Consider the following 18,076-nt stretch of genomic DNA (forward strand, 5'->3'; position numbering starts at 1 on the left):
GGCGGCGGCGGTGGACGTGCTCGGCGGCGCGACGCTGGCGCGGCTGAGCGGCGGCACGCAGCGCGGCGGCACCGTGGTCGCGCTCGGCGATGTGCGCGGCCGGGCGCTGCACACCGGGCTCGCGCCCTTCATCCGGCGCGGCGTCACCCTGGTCGGGCTCGACATGCGCGAGGCGGTGCAGTCCCGCCGGGCCGCCGGCTGGGCGCGCTGGGCCGAACGCGGGCCCGCCGGTCTCGACGCCGTGATCCAAAGGGTCGCGCTGGACGCGGCGCCGGACGCGGCGCGCGCCCTGCTCGACGGCCGCATGCAGGGTCGCGCCGTGCTGCGCCTCGGGGCCCCGCGCTGAGCGGCGGCCGGTCGGCGGGACGCAGCAAGATCGCCCGATCCGCGCAAGGCCGGGCCGAGCGGCGGCGCCGCCCCGTCGGGCATAGGAGCGTGCAGGCGGCGCGGCCTGCCGTCGCGCCGCCGGCACCGAAGCCAGGGAGATCCGACGTGACGATCCGCACGACCTCCGCCCTCACGGGAGATGCGCGATGACACCCATGGACCCGGCACCGCTGCGCCGCGACCTGGTGCGCGCCGCCTCACTTGCCGCGCTGGCGCCGGCCCTGCCGGTGGCGGCGCAGCCGGCCGCGGCACCGGCAGCCGCGCCGACGCTGCGCGTGAACGGCGCCGTGCACGACCTGGCGGGGCTTGACCCGCGGACGACGCTGCTCGACTGGCTGCGCGAGCGGCTGGACCTGACCGGCGCGAAGAAGGGCTGCAACGAGGGCGCCTGCGGCGCCTGCACCGTGCTGCTCGACGGCCGGCGGGTGAATGCCTGCCTCGTCCTCGCCGCGACGCTGGACGGCCGGTCTGTCACCACGGTGGAGGGGCTGGCGCGCGCGGACGGCACGCTGCACCCGGTGCAGCAGGCCTTCATCGACCACGATGCCTTCCAGTGCGGCTACTGCACGCCCGGCCAGGTGGTCTCGGCCGTCGCCTGCATCACCGAGGGCCACGCCGGCAGCGAGGCCGAGATCCGCGAATGGATGAGCGGCAACCTCTGCCGCTGCGCCGCCTATCCGCAGATCACCGCGGCGGTGCAGGACGCCGCGGCGCGCATGGCGCGCGGGGAGGCCTGAGCGATGCAGCCCTTCACCCTGGCGCGCCCCGCGAGCCTCGAGGAGGCGACGCGGCTCGCCGCCGCGGGCGCCATGCCGCTGGCCGGCGGCACGGAACTGCTGAACTGGATGCGGCTCGGCATCGCCGCCCCCGCGCGCCTCGCCGACATCTCGCGCCTGCCCGGCCTCGACGCGATCGCGCCGCTGCCCGATGGCGGGCTCTCCCTCGGCGCGCTGGCGCGGCTGAACGACGTCGCCGCGCATCCCGCCGTGCGCGCCGGCTACCCGGTGCTGCGCCAGGCGATCCACAAGGCGGCCTCGGCGCAGCTGCGCAACCTGGCGACCATCGGCGGCAACCTGCTGCAGAAGACGCGCTGCGCCTATTTCCGCGCCGAGGAGAGCCTGCCCTGCAACCGCCGCGCGCCCGGCTCGGGCTGCGCCGCGCTGCACGGGCTGAACGAGCGCCACGCCATCTTCGGCTGGACCGAGGCCTGCGTCGCGACGCAGCCCTCCGACCCCGCCGTGGCGCTCGCCGCGCTGGATGCGGTGGTGGTGGTGGCGGGGCCGGCGGGGGCGCGCCGCATCCCGCTCGGCGACCTGCACCTGCTGCCGGATGCCGCGGGCGCCGCCGCCGACACCGCGCTGCGGGCGGGCGAGATCATCGTAGCGATCGAGCTGCCCGGCCCCGCGCCGCGCTCCGCCTACCTCAAGATCCGCGAGCGCGAAAGCTACGAATACGCCCTGGTCTCGGCCGCCGGCGCGCTGGTGCTGGACGGGCGCACCATCCGCCGCGCGCGGCTCGCGCTCGGCTCGGTCGCGATGAAGCCCTGGCGGCTGCCGGCGGCGGAGGCGGCGCTGGCCGGCCTCTCGCTCGACGACACGGCGGCGCTGCGCGCGGCGCTGGAGCCCGCCTTCGCCGAGGCGCGGCCGCTCTCCCACAACGGCTACAAGGTCCCGCTGGCGCGGAACGCCGCGCTCAGGGTCATCGGCATGATCGCGGAAGGACACGCGCCATGAACGAGGGTCTCGGCTCCCCCATGCCGCGCCGCGACGGGCGGATCAAGGTGACGGGCGCGGCGCGCTTCGCCGCCGACGTGAAGCTGCCCGGTCTGCTGCACGCCGCGCTGGTCACCGCGCCGATCGCGCGCGGTCGGCTGGTCGCGCTCGATCCCGCGCCGGCGCTCGCCGTGCCGGGCGTGGCGCGCGTGCTGACGGCGGCCGACATGCCGCGCTTCGCCGCGGTGACGACGCCGCCGATGGCGACCGCGGTGCAGCCCATGCAGGACGACGTCATCCGCTTCGAGGGCCAGCCCGTCGCGATCGTGCTGGCGGCGACGCCGGAAGCCGCCGAGGCCGGCGCCGCCCGCGTCGCCGCGCGCTACGCGGCCGACGCGCCGCTGCTGTTCAGCGGCGAGCGGGCCGAGGTCCCGTCCCGCGAGAGCTTCTACGTCTTCGAGGAGCCGGACCTGGCGCGCGGCGACGTGCCGGCCGGCCTCGCCGCCGCCGCGCATCGCGTGGCCGCGCGCTACCACCAGCCGCCGCGGCACCACAACCCGATGGAGAACTCCGCGACGCTCGCGGTGTGGGAGGACGGGCGGCTCACGCTGCACACGGCGGCGCAATGGACCTATGGCGTGCGCTACGGCCTGGCCGGCGCGCTCGGCCTGGCGCCGGAGCGCATCCGCGTGCTGGCCGCGCACACCGGCGGCGGCTTCGGCGCCAAGGGCTACACCTGGCCGCACCAGCTGCTGGCGGCCGTCGCGGCGCAGGTGACCGGCCGGCCCGTGCGGCTCGCCTACACGCGGGCGCAGATGTACACGATGACCGGCTACCAGCCGGAGGTGGCGCAGGAGGTGACGCTCGGCGCCGACGCCGCCGGGCGGCTGACGGCGGTGCGGCATGCCAGCGTCTCCAACACCTCGCTGACCGACGACTACATCGAGTTCGCGCATGCCGGCAGCGCCGGGATGTATGCGACGCCGGCGCTGCAGCTCTCGGCGCGGATGGCGCGCACCAGCCTCAACATCCCGATGGCCATGCGCGCGCCGCATGAGGGCCCGGGGATGTTCGCGCTGGAGAGCGCGATGGACGAGATGGCCCATGCGCTGGGGATGGACCCGCTCGACCTGCGGCTGGCGAACCACGCCGACGCCGATCCCTCCGACGGCCGGCCCTGGTCGTCGAAGAAGCTGCGCGAGGCCTATGGGGAAGGCGCGGCGCTGTTCGGCTGGCGCGAGCGGCCGCGCCAGGCGGCGCGCGACGGGCACTGGATCCTCGGCACCGGCATGGCGTCCTGCATCATGACGGTGTTCCGCTTCCCGGCGAGCGCGCGGATCACGCTGCGCGCCGACGGGCAGGTGGTGCTGGAGGCCGGCACGCAGGACATCGGCACCGGCACGCTGACCATCTTCCCGCAGATCGCCGCCGGCGAGCTCGGCATCCCGATCGAGCGCGTCACGCTGCGCCACGGCGACACCGACCTGCCGGAGACGGGCGGCACCTTCGGCTCCTCCTCCACCGCCTGCGTCGGGGCGGCGGTGCAGGACGCGGCGCGGAAGCTGCGCGCGCGGCTCGACGGGATCGCGGCGCTGCAGCCGGCTTCGCTGGGCGCCCCGGCCGAGGCGCCGGAGGCGCTGCTGCGCCGCGCCGGCCTTGCGGATCTGTCGGCCGAGGGCCGCTACGAGTTCGGCCGGCCCTTCGACGCGGCGGGCCATGCCGGCAGCCATGCGATGCGCACCTTCGGCGCGGTCTTCGTCGAGGTCGCGGTGGACCCCGAGCTCGGCCTGATGCGGCTGCGGCGCGCGGTCGGCAGCTACTCGGTCGGGCGCATCGTCAACCCGCGCACGGCGCGCAGCCAGATGATCGGCGGCATCACCTGGGGCTGGGGGATGGCGGCGATGGAGGCGTCGGTGGTGGACCCGGCGCTCGGGCGGTTCCTCTCAAAGAACCTGTCGGGCGTCGCGATCCCGGTGAATGCCGACATCCCCGCCGACATCCGCATCCATTTCGTGGACGAGGTGGACCCGCATGCAGGCCCGCTCGGCGCCAAGGGCATCGGCGAGATCGGCGCGGTCGGCGTCGCGGCGGCGGTAGCCAACGCCGTGTTCCACGCGACGGGCAGGCGCATCCGCGACCTGCCGATCCTGCCCGAGGGCCTGCTCGGCGCCGGCGCAGGCTGACCGGCGGGGGAGCCCCGCGGCCGGTGCGGACCGCGCTCCCGCGGGCGTGGCGATCCGACTGCCCGCGGCGATGCCCGGCGCCATGCGCGGCCTGCAACAACCGACCGGGGAGGCATCCGTCGGATGCGTCGGCCGGGTCGAGGTTCTGGAGGGGGCGCTGGCTGATCCCGCGACGGCCGGGCCTGCGGCGGAGGCGCTGCGGTCCCTGGTCGACGCGATCCGGGTGATCCCCGGCGAGCGGCGCGGGGAGGTGTCCCTCACGCCGCGCGGCGATCTGGCGGTGTTCCCGGACGGGGACGTTGCCGGCGCAGGCCGGGCGATCGCCCTGCCCCAGAACGGCAGAACCGTAAGAGTCGGTCCGCAAACATTCTCAAGGCTGGCAGAGCCTTCGCATCATGAGGCGAATGGAAGCGAGGCGGAGAATGGCGAGCGCGGTGCGGCTAAGGTTTTCCCAGTCCTTGGCGAGGCGGCGGCATCGGTTGAGCCATGCGATGGTGCGTTCGACGACCCATCGCCGGGGCAGCACCTCGAAGCCCTGCGCTGTGTCGGAGCGACGGACGATCTGGATCTGTACCTGGCGCAGCACGCGCTTCAGTGCGGCTTGGAACTTCGATCCCTGGTAGCCGGCATCGGCGTAGAGCTTGCGCAGGAACGGGAACATCCCGAACAGCGTCGCCATGACCAACACGCCGCCGTCACGGTCTTGCAGACCAGCGCTATGCACCACCGCGTGCAGCATCAGACCGAGCGTGTCGACAAGGACGTGGCGCTTCTTGCCCTTGATACTCTTGCCGCCATCGTAGCCGTGCGGATCGATCGAAGGCCCCCCTTTTCCGCGCCCTTCACGCTCTGGCTGTCGATGATCGCCGCCGTCGGGCTGACCTCGCGCCCGGCTTGCTCGCGGCACAGCACATAGAGCGCGTGGTGGATCCGCCCGAGCGTCCCATCCCACTCCCAGCGCATGAAATAGCCATGCAGCGTGCTGCGCGGCGGCAGGTCCTTCGGGATCGCACGCCACTGGCAGCCGGTGCCGAGCACGTAGAGCAGGCCGTTGACCACCTCGCGCAGGTTCAGCGTCCGCGCATTGCCACCGCGCTTCGCCGGCGGGATCAGCACGGCGATCAGCGCCCACTCTGCATCCGTCAGATCACTCGGGTAGCGCAGCCTACTCCGGTCGTACCGAGGCCTGTTCTCCGTCGTCCACATCCGCCACGCCCCCGCGAATCGCTCCAGCCCGAGCGAATCATAGATAACTCAACTGATTCAAGATGTTCGCGGACAGACACTAAGACCGTATGTCCGCCTTGAGCCGGGTGGCTCGCTTTACGATGCGCGGGTGGATGACCCGCTTACGCCGCCTCGCCGTCCGCTACGAGCGCCGCGAGGACATCCACCTCGCCTTCACCACCATCTACGGCCTGCCGGAGGACGCGCCGGCGATCCTCTACGGCTGCCCCCCGCAGCCGGCGGGGACGCGGACGCTGGCGCTGGAGACCAGCTGGGACCTGCCGGCCCTCGGCCCCGGCGCGACGGCGAACGTGGATGTCACGGTCCCGGCAGCGACGCGGGAGCGCATCGCGCTCGCCGTCGCCAACGTCAACGGCTGCACCTACTGCAACAGCGCGCACAGCTACATCGGCAAGAACATGCTGAAGCTCGACGAGGCCGAGATCGCGGCCAATCGCGCGGGGCGCTCCAACGATCCGAAGGCCGAGGCGGCCGTGCGCTTCGCGCAGAAGGTCGCCGTGACGCGCGGCGCGGTTGCCAACGACGACCTGCGTGCTGTCCGGATGGCCGGCTACAGCGACGCGCAGCTGGTCGAGATCGTGCTGCACGTCGTGCTCAACGTGCTCACCAACTACGTCAACGAGGTCTTCGCGACCGACGTGGACTTCCCCGTCATCGCCGCGCAGCGCGCGGCCTGACGCGGTGGAGCGGGTGCTACGCCTGCGCGCCTGAGGCCTTTGTGTCACTTGGCAACGGGCCATGGGCGCGACCCCGGTGCCGGGCTAGCCCCTCGCGCGACGCCGCACGAGGGGCCGCCGGCGTCACTCGGCGCGCTGCATGCCGGACGCGTCGCCGGCCTCGTAGCCGAACAGGTGCTCGTTGAAGACGGACTGGATAGGCTGCTTGTGCGGCCCAAGGTGGTCGTGCAGCAGCTCCGCCGCCACCGAGACCCAGGTCGTCATGACGCACCCGGCGTTGTTCATGCGCAGGATGCAGGCGTCCTCCGCGCGCTTGCTCCAGGCGCCGGAGGCGTCGAGCACGCAATACACCTCGAAGCCTTCCTTCGCCGCCTGCACGGCGGGGAAGACCAGGCACACATCCGTGGTGAGCGCCGACATGATCAGCTTCTTCCGCCCCGTCGCCTTCACCGCGGCGACGTAGTCCGGGTCGTCCCAGCAATTCACCAGATGGCGGTTGATCACGGGCATGCCTGGGAAGAGGTCGGTCATCTCGGGCATCAGCCCGCCATTGATCCCCTGCGCGAAGGAGGAGGTCAGCACGGTCGGCATGCCCGTGCGTGCCGCGAGCTTCGCGGTGGCGACGATGTTGTTGCGTAGTTCGGCCGTGTCAATGGACTTGATGCCGGGAAAAAAGCCCTCCTGGTGGTCGATCAGCAGCATTGCCGCATTCTCGACCGACAGGCGGGAACGGAAGGGGTCCAGCCGGGTATCGGTGGTCATCGCGAGGTCCTTCTTGCGAACGCGCGCCGGGATGGCGCGCGCCGCCGCTTCAGCACGCAGCGCGCCGGCGCGTCTCCCGGCCGCGTGCGGCGCTTGCCGGCGCTTGCCGGCGCTTGCCGCCGTGGCGGTGCCCGGAGCCCGCGCCCTGCTGCCGGCGAGGCGCATTGCGCGGAATTGCTGCGGAATGACACGCCGAGGGTGACAGGATGGCAGGGCTTCCCTCATGGTGCGCGAGCGGAAAGGCGCGACGCCGGCGGGACCAGGATTACACCCGGCCGGCGGTTTGCATCGAGGAGATTGGCATGGCCCGGCATTCCATCCAGGGCGCCTCCGCTCCGGCCGAGGCGGCCCCGAGCCGCATGGTGCTCCGGCCCCGAACCGGGCTGCCGGACATGGATCGCGCGCGCTTCACCGCCGAACCGCGTTTCGAGGTGCTGATCCCGCAGGAGACGCGCTTCGGCGCGTTGATCCAGGACAACCTGCACCTGCCGCAGGGCCGCTACGAGGTGGAGGTTCCGCCGATCGGTCACCACGTGCTGATCTTCGGCCTGAAGCTGCGCCAGGCGCAGTGGGACACCCGCCTCGCCGGCCGCCGCGTCGCCTGGTCGCCGCGGCCGGACGGGCTGATGGTGTTCCCGGCCGGGGTGGACGCGCATTTCGTCGCGACCCAGGGCGCGGAGCGGCTGCTGCACCTGCACCTTGGCCCGGCCTGGCTGTCCGGCATCGCGGCGGAGGCGGGGCTGGCGGAGCCCTCCTTGCAGTTGCTGACCGAGGCGCAGGACCCGCACATGACGGCGCTGTTCCGCCGCATCGCTGCGACGCTGCAGGACGGCGCGGCGGGTGCTGCGCTGTTGCGCGAGCACGCCGCGATTCTGGTGGGCGTCGAGTTGCTGCGGCTGCTGCACGCGCGCACCGCGCCGACCCGGCACCGCATCGCTCCCGCCCGGCTGCGCGCCGTTCTCGCCTATATCGAGGAGCACCTGGCCGAGGAGATCACCCTCGCCGACCTCGCCGCCGTCGCGCGCCTCTCACGCTTCCACTTCGCCCGCGCCTTCCGCGCCGAGGCGGGCGTTGCGCCGCATGCCCACGTCACGCTGCGGCGCGTCGAGCGTGCGAAGCGCCTGATGCTGGAAGGCGGCACGGCCCTGTCGGAGATCGCGCTGGCCTGCGGCTTCGCCCACCAGGCCCATTTCACCACCGCCTTCCGCCGCGTCACCGGCACCACGCCGGGCCGCTGGCGCGAGGAGCGCCTGTCGTGACCGCGGCGACCGGCGTGCCGAATTTCGACCGAGCCGACTGGCGCCAGGCGCCGATGGTCCGCGACGTGCTGGGCCTCGCGGAAGTCGGCGTTCTGCGCCAGACCTTCGACGGCTCCTTCCCGAACTTCGAGGTGCGTGTCCCGGCGCTGGAATGGCATGTCCTGGTCTGGGTGCTCGGCCAGGCCCCAGGACGCTACGAGTCGAGGCTGGACGGAAGGCCGGACGCCGCGGCCGGGCACCGGCTGCGCAACGCCTACCTGCTGCCCGCCGGGCTCGACAGCCTATGGCGCGGCCCTGCCGCCCGGCAGCACGAATGCCTGCACTTCCACTTCTCGCCCGGCTGGCTGCGCGCCGTGGCGGAGGAAAGCGGGATGCGCCCCTCCGCCGCCGACCTGCCGCTGTGCGCCGGGCTCGACGATCCCGCGCTCGACGGGCTGGTGCGGGCGCTGGCTTGCGCCGGCGAGGCGACGAGCGCGGTCTATGCCGAACACTGGGCCGTGCTCGCCGCGCTACGGCTGCTGCGGCTGCCGGACGTCCCGCAGCGGCTGTCCATCGCGCCCTGGCGGCTGGCGCGCTCGCTCGCGCTGGCGGAGGCGCGGCTGGCCGAGGATGTCTCGCTCTCCGACCTCGCCGAGGCCGCGGGCCTGTCGCGCTTCCACTTCGCCCGCGCCTTCCGCGCCGCGACCGGGCAGACGCCGCATGCGCATCTGCGGCGGCTGCGCTGCGAGCGCGCCAAGTCGCTGATGGAAGCGGGCGGGATGACGCTCGCCGAGGTCGCGCTGGCCTGCGGCTTCGCCCACCAGGCGCATTTCACCACCGCCTTCCGCAACGTCACCGGCACCACCCCCGGCCGTTGGCGACAGGAGCGCCTGTCGTGAAGTCGCAGGCTCCGCCCACCGGCGTCGCGGCCTTCGACGCGCTGCGCTGGGTGAACCCGCCGCCGAAGGCGGAGGGGGCGGTGCTGGCATCGGGGGCACGGCTCGTTCTAATCCGGCCGGTCTCGCCGCTCGCGAAATCCTGGGAGGCGGAGTTCCCGCCCAGCGCCGACCACCTGCTGGTCTGGCGCCGCGGTGCCCGCGCCCCGGCCGATGTGCGCATCGCCGACCGCCACGACCCCGCCCGGCCGGATGTCCGGCGCAACGGCTACATCACCCCCGCGGGCGCGCGGTCGCGCTGGATCGGGCGGAACATGGTGCCGAGCCTGGCACTCCACCTGCACCTGCCCCCTGCCTGGCTCGCGCGGCTCGCGGTCGAGAGCGGCCTTGCGGAGGACGCCGCGCGTCTCGCCCCGCGGCTCGGTCTGCCGGAGCGGCATCTTGCGCCGCTTTTCGACGGCCTGCTCGACACCTGGCGGGAGGAAGGCGATCCGCCGCGGTCCGCGCTCGACCACTGGGTGCTGATGCTGGGCTGCGCGTTGCTGCCGCAGCCGCGCGCGCGCCCCGGCGCCACGCTCGACGCGGCGGCGCTCAGGCGTGTGCAGGAATTCCTGCGCACCAGCCTGCACCGCGATGTCGGGCTCGCCGAGATGGCAGCCATCCCTGACATGCCGGCCCGCGCCTTCGTCGCCGCATTCCGCGCCGCGACCGGGGAAGCGCCGCACGCCCACCTCGCCCGGCTACGGCGGGCGCGTGCGGAAGCGCTGCTTGCGACGACGCCGCTGCCGCCGGCCGACGTCGCCCTTCTCGCCGGGTTCCGCAGCGCCGCGCATCTGCACCGGGCGCTGCGGCGACATCCGCGCCTCATCGCCGGGCGGGGCGGCGCGTGAGCGGGGCGGGCTCACCGCGGCTGCACCAGGCGACCGGGCTCAGCGACTACGATGCCGCCGCCTGGACCAGCCTGCCACCGGTGCGCGGCGTGCTGCAGGGCAGCGCCGGCTGGGGCGTGCTGCTCCAGGAGCCGGACGTGGCGCCGCAGGGCTTCCGCGCCGTCGAGGTTGATGTGCCGGAACAGAAGGGCGCTGTCCTGCTGCTGGCGCTCGCGGCCGGGCGCAACGAGGGCCATCTCTCGGGCACCGGCGCGGCCCGCCCGCTGCGTGTCGGGCTGCGCCGCGGCGACGCGCTGCTGGTGCCGCCCGGCACCGCCTCGCGCTGGTACAGCAGCACGGGGCAGGAACGCGTGCTGCACCTGCACCTGGCGCTGCCCTTCCTCGAGGAGGTCGCGGCGCAGGGCGGGATGCGGGCGCGGCCGGAATCGCTGCCGCCGGGTCTGCTGCGGCGCGACGCGACGCTCGACTTCCTGCTGCGCCACATCGTGCGCCAGATCCGCCACCAGGAGCCCGGCTGGCGCATCGCGATCGGCAGCGCGCTGACGCTGGCCGTCGCGCAGATGCTCGCCGCGGCTCCGCCGGGGCCGCGGGCGCAACACGGCGCAACGTGCCGCCCTGGCCCGAAAGCCGCACGGCCGCGCCTGCTGTAGTTCCAGCGCCGAAGGCCGGCGACGTCGCCGGCCCGGACGCAACAGGAGCCAGCATGACCGCGAGCATCGCACCCTTCCGCCCGGACGACACCGCGTTGCTGCTGATCGACCACCAGGTCGGGACGATGCAGTTGATCAAGAACATCCCGCTCGATGTCGCGCGGCGGAACACGCTGGCGCTGGCGAAAGCGGCGCGGATCCTCGGCCTGCCCGTGGTGCTGACCAGCAGCCAGGAGGACCGGCTACAGGGGCCGCTGATGCCCGAGTTGCGCGACATCCTGCCGGAGGCCTTCGATGCGCGCGTGAAGCGCGCCGGCATCGTCAACGCCTGGACGGATGCGAACTTCCGCCAAGCAGTGCTCGCGACCGGCCGCCGGAACCTGGCGATGGCCGGCGTCACCACCGATGTCTGCCTCGTCTATCCCTCGATCAGCGCGGTGGCCGAGGGGTTCCGGGTCCAGGCGATCATGGACGCCTCCGGCTCCCCCTTCGAGCTGTCGGAGGAGATGTCGCGCCGGCGCATGCAGGATGGCGGCGTGGTGCTGACCGCGACCAACACCTTCATCGCCGAGCTCGCGCAGGACTGGTCAACGGCGCATGGCGACCAGCTGATCCGGCTGCTGTTCACCGACGTGCTGCCGGCGGTGACGCCTGCGCAGGAAGCGGCGTGACCATGGCGGGCATCCAGATCCGCCACGGCCAGCCGGGCTCGGCCGCCGAACCCTGGGTGGCGATCGCGCCCGCCGACCTCGCCGGTCGCGCCGCGCTGCTGCGCGTGACTCTCGCGGCGGGGGAGGAGATCGCGCCCCGCCGCTGTGTGGGCGGCGAGGTCGGTCTCTACCTCGCCGCCGGTGGGCTGGCGGTCGCGACCGGTGCGGGCGAGGCGGAACTCGAAGCCGGCGATCTTGCCATCCTCGGCCCGGAGACGAGCTTCTCGGTGCGCGCCGGCGCGCCGGGCGCGACGCTGCTGATGATGCCGGTGCCCGGCACGGCCGGGGTGCTCCCGACGCAGGCCGTCGAGCCGGGCGGCGCGATGGCGCTGGTGCCGGCTTCGGGCGGCACGCCGACGGTGCTGGCGGGGGACCTGTACATCGTGAAGCGCCGCGCCGCGGAGACCGGCAGGCGGCTCGGCCTGCTGCACTTCGCGATCCCGCCGGGCGGTGGGCCGATCCCGCACGTTCACCACATGGAGGACGAGGCGTTCTACGTGTTGGACGGCACGCTCAGCCTCTATGCCGACGGGCTGCGCACCCATGCCGGCGCAGGCTCGCTGATCTTCCTGCCCCGCGGCCTTCCGCACGGCTTCCACAACCTGACGCAGGCGCCGGCGGCGATGCTCTGCCTGCTCTCGCCCGGCGGCGGCGAGCAGTTCTTCGTCGAGGCCGGCCGCCCGCCCGGGGTCGAGGGCGCGACCGGCAAGCCCGATCCCGCCGAGATCGCGCGCATCCTCGCGGTCGCCGACCGCTACGGCGTCGCGATGCGGCCCGACATCGCGGATCCCTACCTGCCGCCGCCCGGCGCCACGCCATGACGGCGCTGCTCGCCCGCAACGGTGCCGTCCGCCTGCATGTCCGGCTGCACGGGCCGCCGGCCGGCATCCCGCTGCTGCTGGTGCATGGCTGGCCGCAGGACGGATCGGAATGGGACGGCGTCGCGTGGCTGCTCGCCAAGGATCATCGCGTGGTGTGCCCCGACCTGCGCGGCATGGGCCTGTCCGACCGGCCCGACGACGGCTACGACGCGGCGACGCAGGCCGGCGACCTCGCCGCGGTGCTCGATGCCTGCGGCATCGGCGCCGCGCATGTCGCGGCGCACGACATCGGCGGTCCAGTCGCCGCCGCCTTCTGCGCGCGCTTCCCCGGGCGCGCCCTGTCGCTCTCGCTGTTCGAGGCGCCGCTCTGGGGTCTCTCGCCCGCCGGCGCGCCCGACCTGCTGGCCGCCTTCTGGCACCTGCGCTTCTTCCAGGAGCCCGACCTCGCACCGGCGCTGATGACCGGTCGCGAGCATGTGTTCCTCGCGCAGTTCATGCGGCACCATGCCTGGCGCCGCGACGCGCTGACGGAGGAGGCGATCCGCGCCTGGGCGCGCGGCCTCGCCGCACCGGGCGGACTGCGCGGCGGCTTCGCGCATTACCGCGCGATCCCCGCTTCGGCGGCGCAGATCGCCGGCTGGGCGGAGCGCGGCCTCAGCCTGCCGGCCCAGGGCTGGGGCGGGGCGGGCGTGATGCAGGGATATGTCGCGGCCGCGCTGCGCCTCCTCGTCCCCGAGGCCAGCGGCGGCGTCGTGCCGGATTGCGGCCATTGGGTCGCGGAGGAACAGCCGGACTTCGTGGCGGAGCGGCTGCGTGACCTGACGCAGCGCGGCGGGAGCCCGAATCGATGAGCCGGCGGCGCGCTGCCGCCGGGACGGTCGCGGCCCGGGCGAGGCGGAGGCGGCGATGCGCGTCTTCCTGACCGGCGTGACCGGCTATGTCGGCCGCCGCGTGGCGGAGGAGCTGGTCGCCGACGGCCACGAGCTCGCCGTCATGGTGCGCGGCGCGGCCGACGACGCCGCCGCGCGCAGCCTCGGCGCCTGGCCGATCCGCGTCCGGCTCGCGGATCCGGACCGCCTGCGCGACGTGGTGGCGGAGGTCGATGCGGTCGCGCATTGCGCGGCGAGCGACGACCCCGCCTTCCTGCCGATCAACCGGGCAGCGGTGGCGGCGATGCTGCAGGCGCAGCCGCCGGGCGCCGCCTTCGCGACGCATGGCGGCAGCCTGGTCTTCGGCGACACCGGGACATGCGTCTTCGACGGCACGGAGCCCTTCGCCCCGCCGCCGCCGCTGGCCGGCCGCGCGGCGCTCGATGCGCTCGTGCTCGAGACCGGTCGGGCGCGTGGGCTGCGCGCCGCGGTCGTCCACGCCTCGGTCGCCTTCGGGGAGGGCTCGGGCGCCGCGATCCCGGCCGCGCTCGCCCGCGCCGCGCTGGCGACGGGAGTCGCCGGCTACCCGGCGGAGGGGGATGGCCTTTGGTCCGCCGTGCATGTGCGGGACTGGGCGCGGCTGATCGTGGCGGCGCTGCGCCATGCGCCGGTCGGCGGCCATGCCTTCCCCGCTGGCGGCCCGCCGGTGGCGATGCGCGACCTGGCCGTGCTGGTCGCCGCCGCCGCGGGGCTCGGCGCGCCGGTCCCGATCGGCCGGGAGGCGGCCGCCGGGCGCTGGGGGCCGCTCGGGCCCGTGCTCGGCCTGAACCAGGTCTTCTCCGCGGCGCAGGCGGAAGGCCTGCTCGGGTGGACGCCCGAGATGAACGGCCTGCCGGAGGAGATCGAACGCCTCGTGCGCGAACTCACGGCGCATTAACGCCCGGTCCGCGACGGCGGAGGCGCCAGAGCGGTGAACCGGTCGCCCGAACGGCCAGCCGGCCCGTGGTCCGGCTGCCGGCATCGCAACGCCAACCCCATCCCGAAGGAAGCCATCCAATGACTCGCCTGCTCGTTCTCTACTATTCCGCCTACGGCCACATCGAGACGATGGCCCATGCCGTCGCGGAAGGCGCGCGCGGCGCAGGCGCCGCGGCCGACGTCAAGCGCGTCCCCGAGCTGGTGCCGGAGGCGGTCGCGCGCGCTTCGGGCTACAGGCTCGACCAGGCCGCGCCGATCGCGACGGTGGACGAGCTGCCTTCCTACGACGCCATCATCTTCGGCAGCGGCACGCGCTACGGCAGCGTCACCGCGCAGCTGCGCAACTTCGTGGACCAGACCGGCGGCCTCTGGGCGCGCGGGGCGCTGAACGGCAAGGTGGGCTCGGTCTTCACCGCGTCGGCGACGCAGCATGGTGGGCAGGAGAGCACAATCCTGTCCTTCGTGCCGACCCTGATGCATCTCGGCTTGATCGTGGTCGGCCTGCCCTACGCCTTCCAGGGACAGATGGGCGTGTCCGAGGTGATGGGGAACAGCCCCTACGGCGCCTCGACGATCACGGACGCGAACGGCAGCCGAATGCCTTCCGCGGTGGAGCTGGACGGCGCGCGCTTCCAGGGCCGCTACGTGGCGAAGGTCGCCGCCGCCGTGAAGGCCGGCGGCCCGCTGTTCGGCTGACGGCGAGGGAGGCGCACTGCACCGGCACGCCCCTAAACGCCCGGCGGCGTCTCGAACGCCGCACCCTGACGGTTCCCGCACGCATCCTCGAGCCAGGGCGCGGCCGTGAGGCGCAGCGCGCCACCCGGCCAGCCCGGCGCCGGGTGCAGGACAAGGCCGCGCGCCCAGGGCTCGGCGCGATGTGCGACGGGCCGCACCGCCGGGGCCGTGACGCGCAGCCTCTCCGCCGCGCCGAGCAGGTCGAGTGGCAGGGACGGAGGCGCGGGTGGATCGGCTGCAGACGCTCGAGGTCTTTGTGGCCGTCGCGGAGGGCGGCGGCTTCGCGCGCGCGGCGGCGAAGCTTCACCTGTCGCCCCCCGGTGGTGACACGCGCGGTCGCCGCGCTCGAGGACCGGCTCGGCGTCCGCCTGTTCAACCGCACCACGCGCAGCGTTGTCCTGACCGACGCGGCCTGCGCTTCCTGGACGGCACGCGCGAGGTGCTGCAGCGCGTCGACGACGTGGAGAAGGAGGCCGCGGGCGAGACGGCGATGCCGGCCGGCCATCTCAACGTCAGGGCCTCGGTCACCTTCGGGCGGCATGCCGTCGTGGCCGGGGCGACGGAGTTCCTGGCGGCGCGTCCGCGCGTGTCGCTCTCGCTGGTGCTCGCGGACTGCCAAGTAAATCTCATCGAGGAGGATGTGGACGTCGCCATGCTGATCGGCGACCTGCCGGATTCAAGCCTCGTCGCACGCCAGGTCGCCCGCGTGCAGCGGCTGCTGGTGGCATGCCCCGACTACCTCGCGCGCCCCGGCAAGCCGCGCGATCCGGCCGATGTGCGGCTGCACGACATGATGGCCTTCGCCGGGCTGATGCCGAACCGCGAGTGGCGCTTCCACCGCGACGGCCGTAGCGTGCCGGTGCGGCTCGCGCCACGGTTCGAGCTGAACGACGCCGCGGCCGCGATCGCCGCAGCGGAGGCCGGCCACGGCATCACCGTCGCGTTGTGCTACGCGGTGGCGAGGGCGCTCAACGAGGGGCGCCTCGTGCCCGTGCTGCCCGACGTCACGGGGCCGCCCGTACCGGTGCAGGTCGTCTATCCGCAGGCGCGGCTGGTCGCGCCGAAGGTGCGCGCCTTCGTGGACCTCACCGCGCGGCGGCTGCGCGAGCGGCTCTCCACCGACCTGGCCATCCACGGCGCGGCCGTGGGTGCCGGGGCTCCGCCCGCGGAGACGACGCCGAGCGGCTGACGCGCGCAGCCGCGGTCGCGTTACGGCGGCCGGCCCGGCGCGGCGCGAAGCCCGTCGCCGCGCCGGCGCCTGCGATCAGCGCGCCTCGGCCCCCTCGCGCGCGCGGCGGACCATCTCCAGCATGGTGCTGGGCACCCAGACGATCTCCTGGTTCTCGCCGGAGCCGACGGTGAGCGGGATGAAGCCGTCGCGCGGGCGCTGCGCGAACATCGCATCGAGGTGCATGATGTTCACGTCCATGCCGTTCGGCGAGCTGACGAGCACACGGCCGCCGCCGACCACGTTGCTTGAGCCCATCGGGCCATAGTCAATGTCGCAATTCATCCCGCTGCAGGTCACGCGCGGGTAGCTCTGCGCAAGCGCAGTGGTGGAGATTGCGGCACCGGCGAGTCCAACGACGAGGGCGGCGCCAAGCGCGCCGCGAAGCGAACCGATCATGTCACGATTCCTTTCCTGTTCCCGCGCCGGATCTGGCGCGTCGGGACGGCACGCTAGCGGGTCAGCGCCCTGTACCGCTTCCAGTCGCGAGTCACGCGTTGCACGTGCTTGCCGGCGCCTGCATCCTTCGGCGGGCAATTCAGGCGCCGTCGTGTCTGCCGCCGTCCGTCGCCCGGGGGTGGGAGCGCCGGGAAGTCCGACCTGCGGCCGGCTGCAGCCGGCGTCACGCCGCAGGCGTGCTTGTCGCACGACGCCGCCGAATGGCGGCCGCCGCAGATGCCTCTTGCGAACAGCACGCCTCCGGCGTGACGAGCCAAGCGCGCGGACGCGCGCGCCGGTGCCTCCGGGCACGCAGCTGAAACCCCCGTGCCCTCGGCATGATGGCAGGCTAGCGCGCCTTGTTGTCCTGCGCCTGGACGCGTTCCAGCGCCCGCGCGGCGACGGCGCGGCCGATGCGCTGCCCCTCCTCATTGGAAAAGCGGAAATGCGCACCGGCCCAGACGCGGCTATCCGCGCATTCGCTCGCTGCGGCCTCGAAGCTCGGGAAGCGGCGGGATGGCTGGCTCACCGGCTCCATCGCGACATAGACCACCTCGTGCACGCGCGTGCCGAGCAGGGCCTGCAGCACGGCGGCCCCGGCCGCGCAGTCGGCCGCATGGCCCGACGGGTAATCCGGATGCGGCGGCGTGAAGATGAAGGGCTGCCAGGTCGGATCGGCCGCCATGCCGGGACTGCCGGTTTGGATGGCCGTAATCGGCCGCCAGAACGCATGCGCCCGCTTCTCCTCCCAGGCCAGGTTGGACGCATCCGCCAGCGCCGTCGTCAGGACCGACACGACGCGCGCTTCCGTCCAGGCGCCTTCGGCCCCGGCATGCTCGCGCAGCAGCCGCAGCGCCAGGTGGAGGAAGCCGCGATGGCCGCTCTGCCCAGCCCAGAACTCCGCGGCCTCGGACTGCGCCGCGCTGCGCGATGCAGAATCCAGCGCGCCCCACTGCCGCACCTCGCCGAGGTCTGCCAGGTAGCGCGGGCTGTCGAGGGCCGGCGGCCCCGCGCCCCGCACGCCGTCGCGCCGCTCGAAGAGGATCGGTGGAATATCCGCGATCATGCCGTTGCGGAAGAAGGGCGGCGTCGGCCGCCACTGCCCGGGCCCGGTGCCCTCGGGGAGGGGCGCGATCCGCGGCGGATCCGCAAGGCGGACGGCCATCGCCGCACCGATCGCGCTGCCGAGCACCTCGCCCGCCTGCCTGCCCCGCGGCTCGGCAGCGCGCAGCACCTCGAGCAGCAGCGGTTCGGCCTCCGCGCGCAGCTGCTGGATCGGGGAGACGCTGGCGAGAACGCGGAATGCGGCCATGGACAGCGCCACGTCGGGGGACGCGCCGGTCGCCGGCGGCTCGTCCGCGGCCGGCGCTTGCCAGCGGCGGTAGCGCAGCTGCACGGCATTGAGCGCGTCGTGCATCGCCATCGCGACGGCTGCCATGACCTGCGGATTGGCGACGCCGAGCGAGAGCCGGTCGGTGACGAGCATCCAGCGCATGACGACGCTGCCGGTGCTTGCATCGGGTAGCGGGGCGCGCGGTACCGCCATCTGCGGCATGTGCAACGTCGCATCCGTCTGTGCGACCGCGGGTGCCGATGGCAACGCCAAGCAGAGTGCGCCCAGGAGCCGAAGCGTCATGCCGCGGCTCCGCGACGT

18 protein-coding genes and 2 pseudogenes are annotated in these 18,076 nt (G+C 73.9%); 16 read left to right on the forward strand and 4 right to left on the reverse strand.

From position 1 onward, the window contains the following. From HEQ75_RS23605 to HEQ75_RS23620, 4 genes and pseudogenes are all read left to right on the forward strand, one after another. Positions 1-346, forward strand: a pseudogene (locus HEQ75_RS23605) (oxidoreductase); the annotation flags it as partial. A gap of 196 nt (positions 347-542) precedes the next feature. Next, the gene (locus tag HEQ75_RS23610) at positions 543-1,124 is read left to right on the forward strand and encodes a (2Fe-2S)-binding protein (RefSeq protein ID WP_209318743.1); all 582 of its coding nucleotides are present in this window, start codon (positions 543-545) and stop codon (positions 1,122-1,124) included. A 3-nt stretch (positions 1,125-1,127) separates the two neighbouring features. Continuing rightward, a complete protein-coding gene (locus HEQ75_RS23615) occupies positions 1,128-2,120 on the forward strand; it encodes an FAD binding domain-containing protein (RefSeq protein ID WP_168034587.1) in 993 nt (330 codons plus the stop codon). Beyond that, positions 2,117-4,282, forward strand: a complete 2,166-nt coding sequence (locus HEQ75_RS23620) for a xanthine dehydrogenase family protein molybdopterin-binding subunit (protein ID WP_168034588.1) — start codon at positions 2,117-2,119, stop codon at positions 4,280-4,282. Before HEQ75_RS23615 ends, HEQ75_RS23620 begins: the two co-directional genes overlap by 4 nt. Positions 4,283-4,652: 370 nt before the next feature. Here HEQ75_RS23620 and HEQ75_RS23625 read toward each other — a convergent pair. Further along, positions 4,653-5,488, reverse strand: a protein-coding gene (locus tag HEQ75_RS23625) for an IS5 family transposase (RefSeq protein WP_235962080.1) whose coding sequence is annotated in 2 segments (ribosomal slippage) — positions 4,653-5,104 and positions 5,104-5,488 — 837 coding nt in all. Because the reading frame shifts where the segments join, the coding sequence is not laid out codon by codon here. Between the two features lie 134 nt (positions 5,489-5,622). Between HEQ75_RS23625 and HEQ75_RS23630 the strand changes: the two genes are divergently transcribed. Next, entirely contained in the window at positions 5,623-6,207 is a 585-nt protein-coding gene (locus HEQ75_RS23630) for a carboxymuconolactone decarboxylase family protein (protein ID WP_209318740.1), read from the forward strand. A 123-nt stretch (positions 6,208-6,330) separates the two neighbouring features. Here the strand turns inward: HEQ75_RS23630 and HEQ75_RS23635 are convergent, their stop codons facing one another. Further along, positions 6,331-7,194, reverse strand: a complete 864-nt coding sequence (locus HEQ75_RS23635) for an isochorismatase family protein (RefSeq protein ID WP_168034589.1) — start codon at positions 7,192-7,194, stop codon at positions 6,331-6,333. Between the two features lie 77 nt (positions 7,195-7,271). Here HEQ75_RS23635 and HEQ75_RS23640 point away from each other — a divergent pair, with 77 nt between their 5' ends. The 11 genes and pseudogenes from HEQ75_RS23640 (at position 7,272) to HEQ75_RS23685 (ending at position 15,945) form a co-directional block, all read left to right on the forward strand. After that, complete coding sequence (locus HEQ75_RS23640; RefSeq protein WP_168034590.1) at positions 7,272-8,228, forward strand: AraC family transcriptional regulator; 957 nt, start codon at positions 7,272-7,274, stop codon at positions 8,226-8,228. After that, positions 8,225-9,106 carry an AraC family transcriptional regulator gene (locus HEQ75_RS29110; protein WP_209318741.1) on the forward strand — a complete coding sequence of 294 codons (882 nt, stop codon included), beginning with the start codon at positions 8,225-8,227 and terminating at the stop codon, positions 9,104-9,106. Before HEQ75_RS23640 ends, HEQ75_RS29110 begins: the two co-directional genes overlap by 4 nt. Further along, entirely contained in the window at positions 9,103-9,993 is an 891-nt protein-coding gene (locus HEQ75_RS29115; protein WP_168034591.1) for a helix-turn-helix domain-containing protein, read from the forward strand. The genes HEQ75_RS29110 and HEQ75_RS29115 overlap by 4 nt, the downstream gene beginning before the upstream one ends. Beyond that, positions 9,990-10,643: a hypothetical protein gene (locus HEQ75_RS23655; protein WP_168034592.1), complete on the forward strand. Its 654-nt coding sequence runs from the start codon at positions 9,990-9,992 to the stop codon at positions 10,641-10,643. Before HEQ75_RS29115 ends, HEQ75_RS23655 begins: the two co-directional genes overlap by 4 nt. 53 nt (positions 10,644-10,696) lie before the next feature. Next, complete coding sequence (locus tag HEQ75_RS23660) at positions 10,697-11,314, forward strand: isochorismatase family protein (protein ID WP_168034593.1); 618 nt, start codon at positions 10,697-10,699, stop codon at positions 11,312-11,314. A 2-nt stretch (positions 11,315-11,316) separates the two neighbouring features. After that, positions 11,317-12,174, forward strand: coding sequence for a cupin domain-containing protein (locus HEQ75_RS23665; RefSeq protein WP_168034594.1), 858 nt, complete (start codon positions 11,317-11,319; stop codon positions 12,172-12,174). Continuing rightward, positions 12,171-13,025 (forward strand): alpha/beta fold hydrolase, encoded by an 855-nt coding sequence (locus HEQ75_RS23670; protein WP_168034595.1) that lies wholly within the window; start codon positions 12,171-12,173, stop codon positions 13,023-13,025. Before HEQ75_RS23665 ends, HEQ75_RS23670 begins: the two co-directional genes overlap by 4 nt. A gap of 55 nt (positions 13,026-13,080) precedes the next feature. After that, positions 13,081-13,980, forward strand: coding sequence for an NAD-dependent epimerase/dehydratase family protein (locus HEQ75_RS23675; protein ID WP_168034596.1), 900 nt, complete (start codon positions 13,081-13,083; stop codon positions 13,978-13,980). Between the two features lie 119 nt (positions 13,981-14,099). After that, the gene (gene wrbA / locus HEQ75_RS23680; RefSeq protein WP_168034597.1) at positions 14,100-14,717 is read left to right on the forward strand and encodes an NAD(P)H:quinone oxidoreductase; all 618 of its coding nucleotides are present in this window, start codon (positions 14,100-14,102) and stop codon (positions 14,715-14,717) included. A 265-nt stretch (positions 14,718-14,982) separates the two neighbouring features. Beyond that, positions 14,983-15,057 (forward strand): annotated as a pseudogene (locus HEQ75_RS29205) (hypothetical protein); the annotation flags it as partial. A gap of 189 nt (positions 15,058-15,246) precedes the next feature. Beyond that, entirely contained in the window at positions 15,247-15,945 is a 699-nt protein-coding gene (locus tag HEQ75_RS23685) for a LysR substrate-binding domain-containing protein (protein WP_407925906.1), read from the forward strand. Between the two features lie 75 nt (positions 15,946-16,020). Here HEQ75_RS23685 and HEQ75_RS23690 read toward each other — a convergent pair whose 3' ends face one another. Together HEQ75_RS23690 and HEQ75_RS23695 are read right to left on the reverse strand one after the other, a co-directional pair. Beyond that, complete coding sequence (locus tag HEQ75_RS23690) at positions 16,021-16,383, reverse strand: hypothetical protein (protein WP_168034598.1); 363 nt, start codon at positions 16,381-16,383, stop codon at positions 16,021-16,023. Positions 16,384-16,771: 388 nt separating this feature from the next. After that, a complete protein-coding gene (locus HEQ75_RS23695) occupies positions 16,772-17,977 on the reverse strand; it encodes a vanadium-dependent haloperoxidase (protein ID WP_168034599.1) in 1,206 nt (401 codons plus the stop codon). Positions 17,978-18,076: the final 99 nt, after the last annotated feature.

The organism is Falsiroseomonas selenitidurans (assembly GCF_012103215.1).
GTDB classification, from domain to species: domain Bacteria; phylum Pseudomonadota; class Alphaproteobacteria; order Acetobacterales; family Acetobacteraceae; genus Falsiroseomonas; species Falsiroseomonas selenitidurans.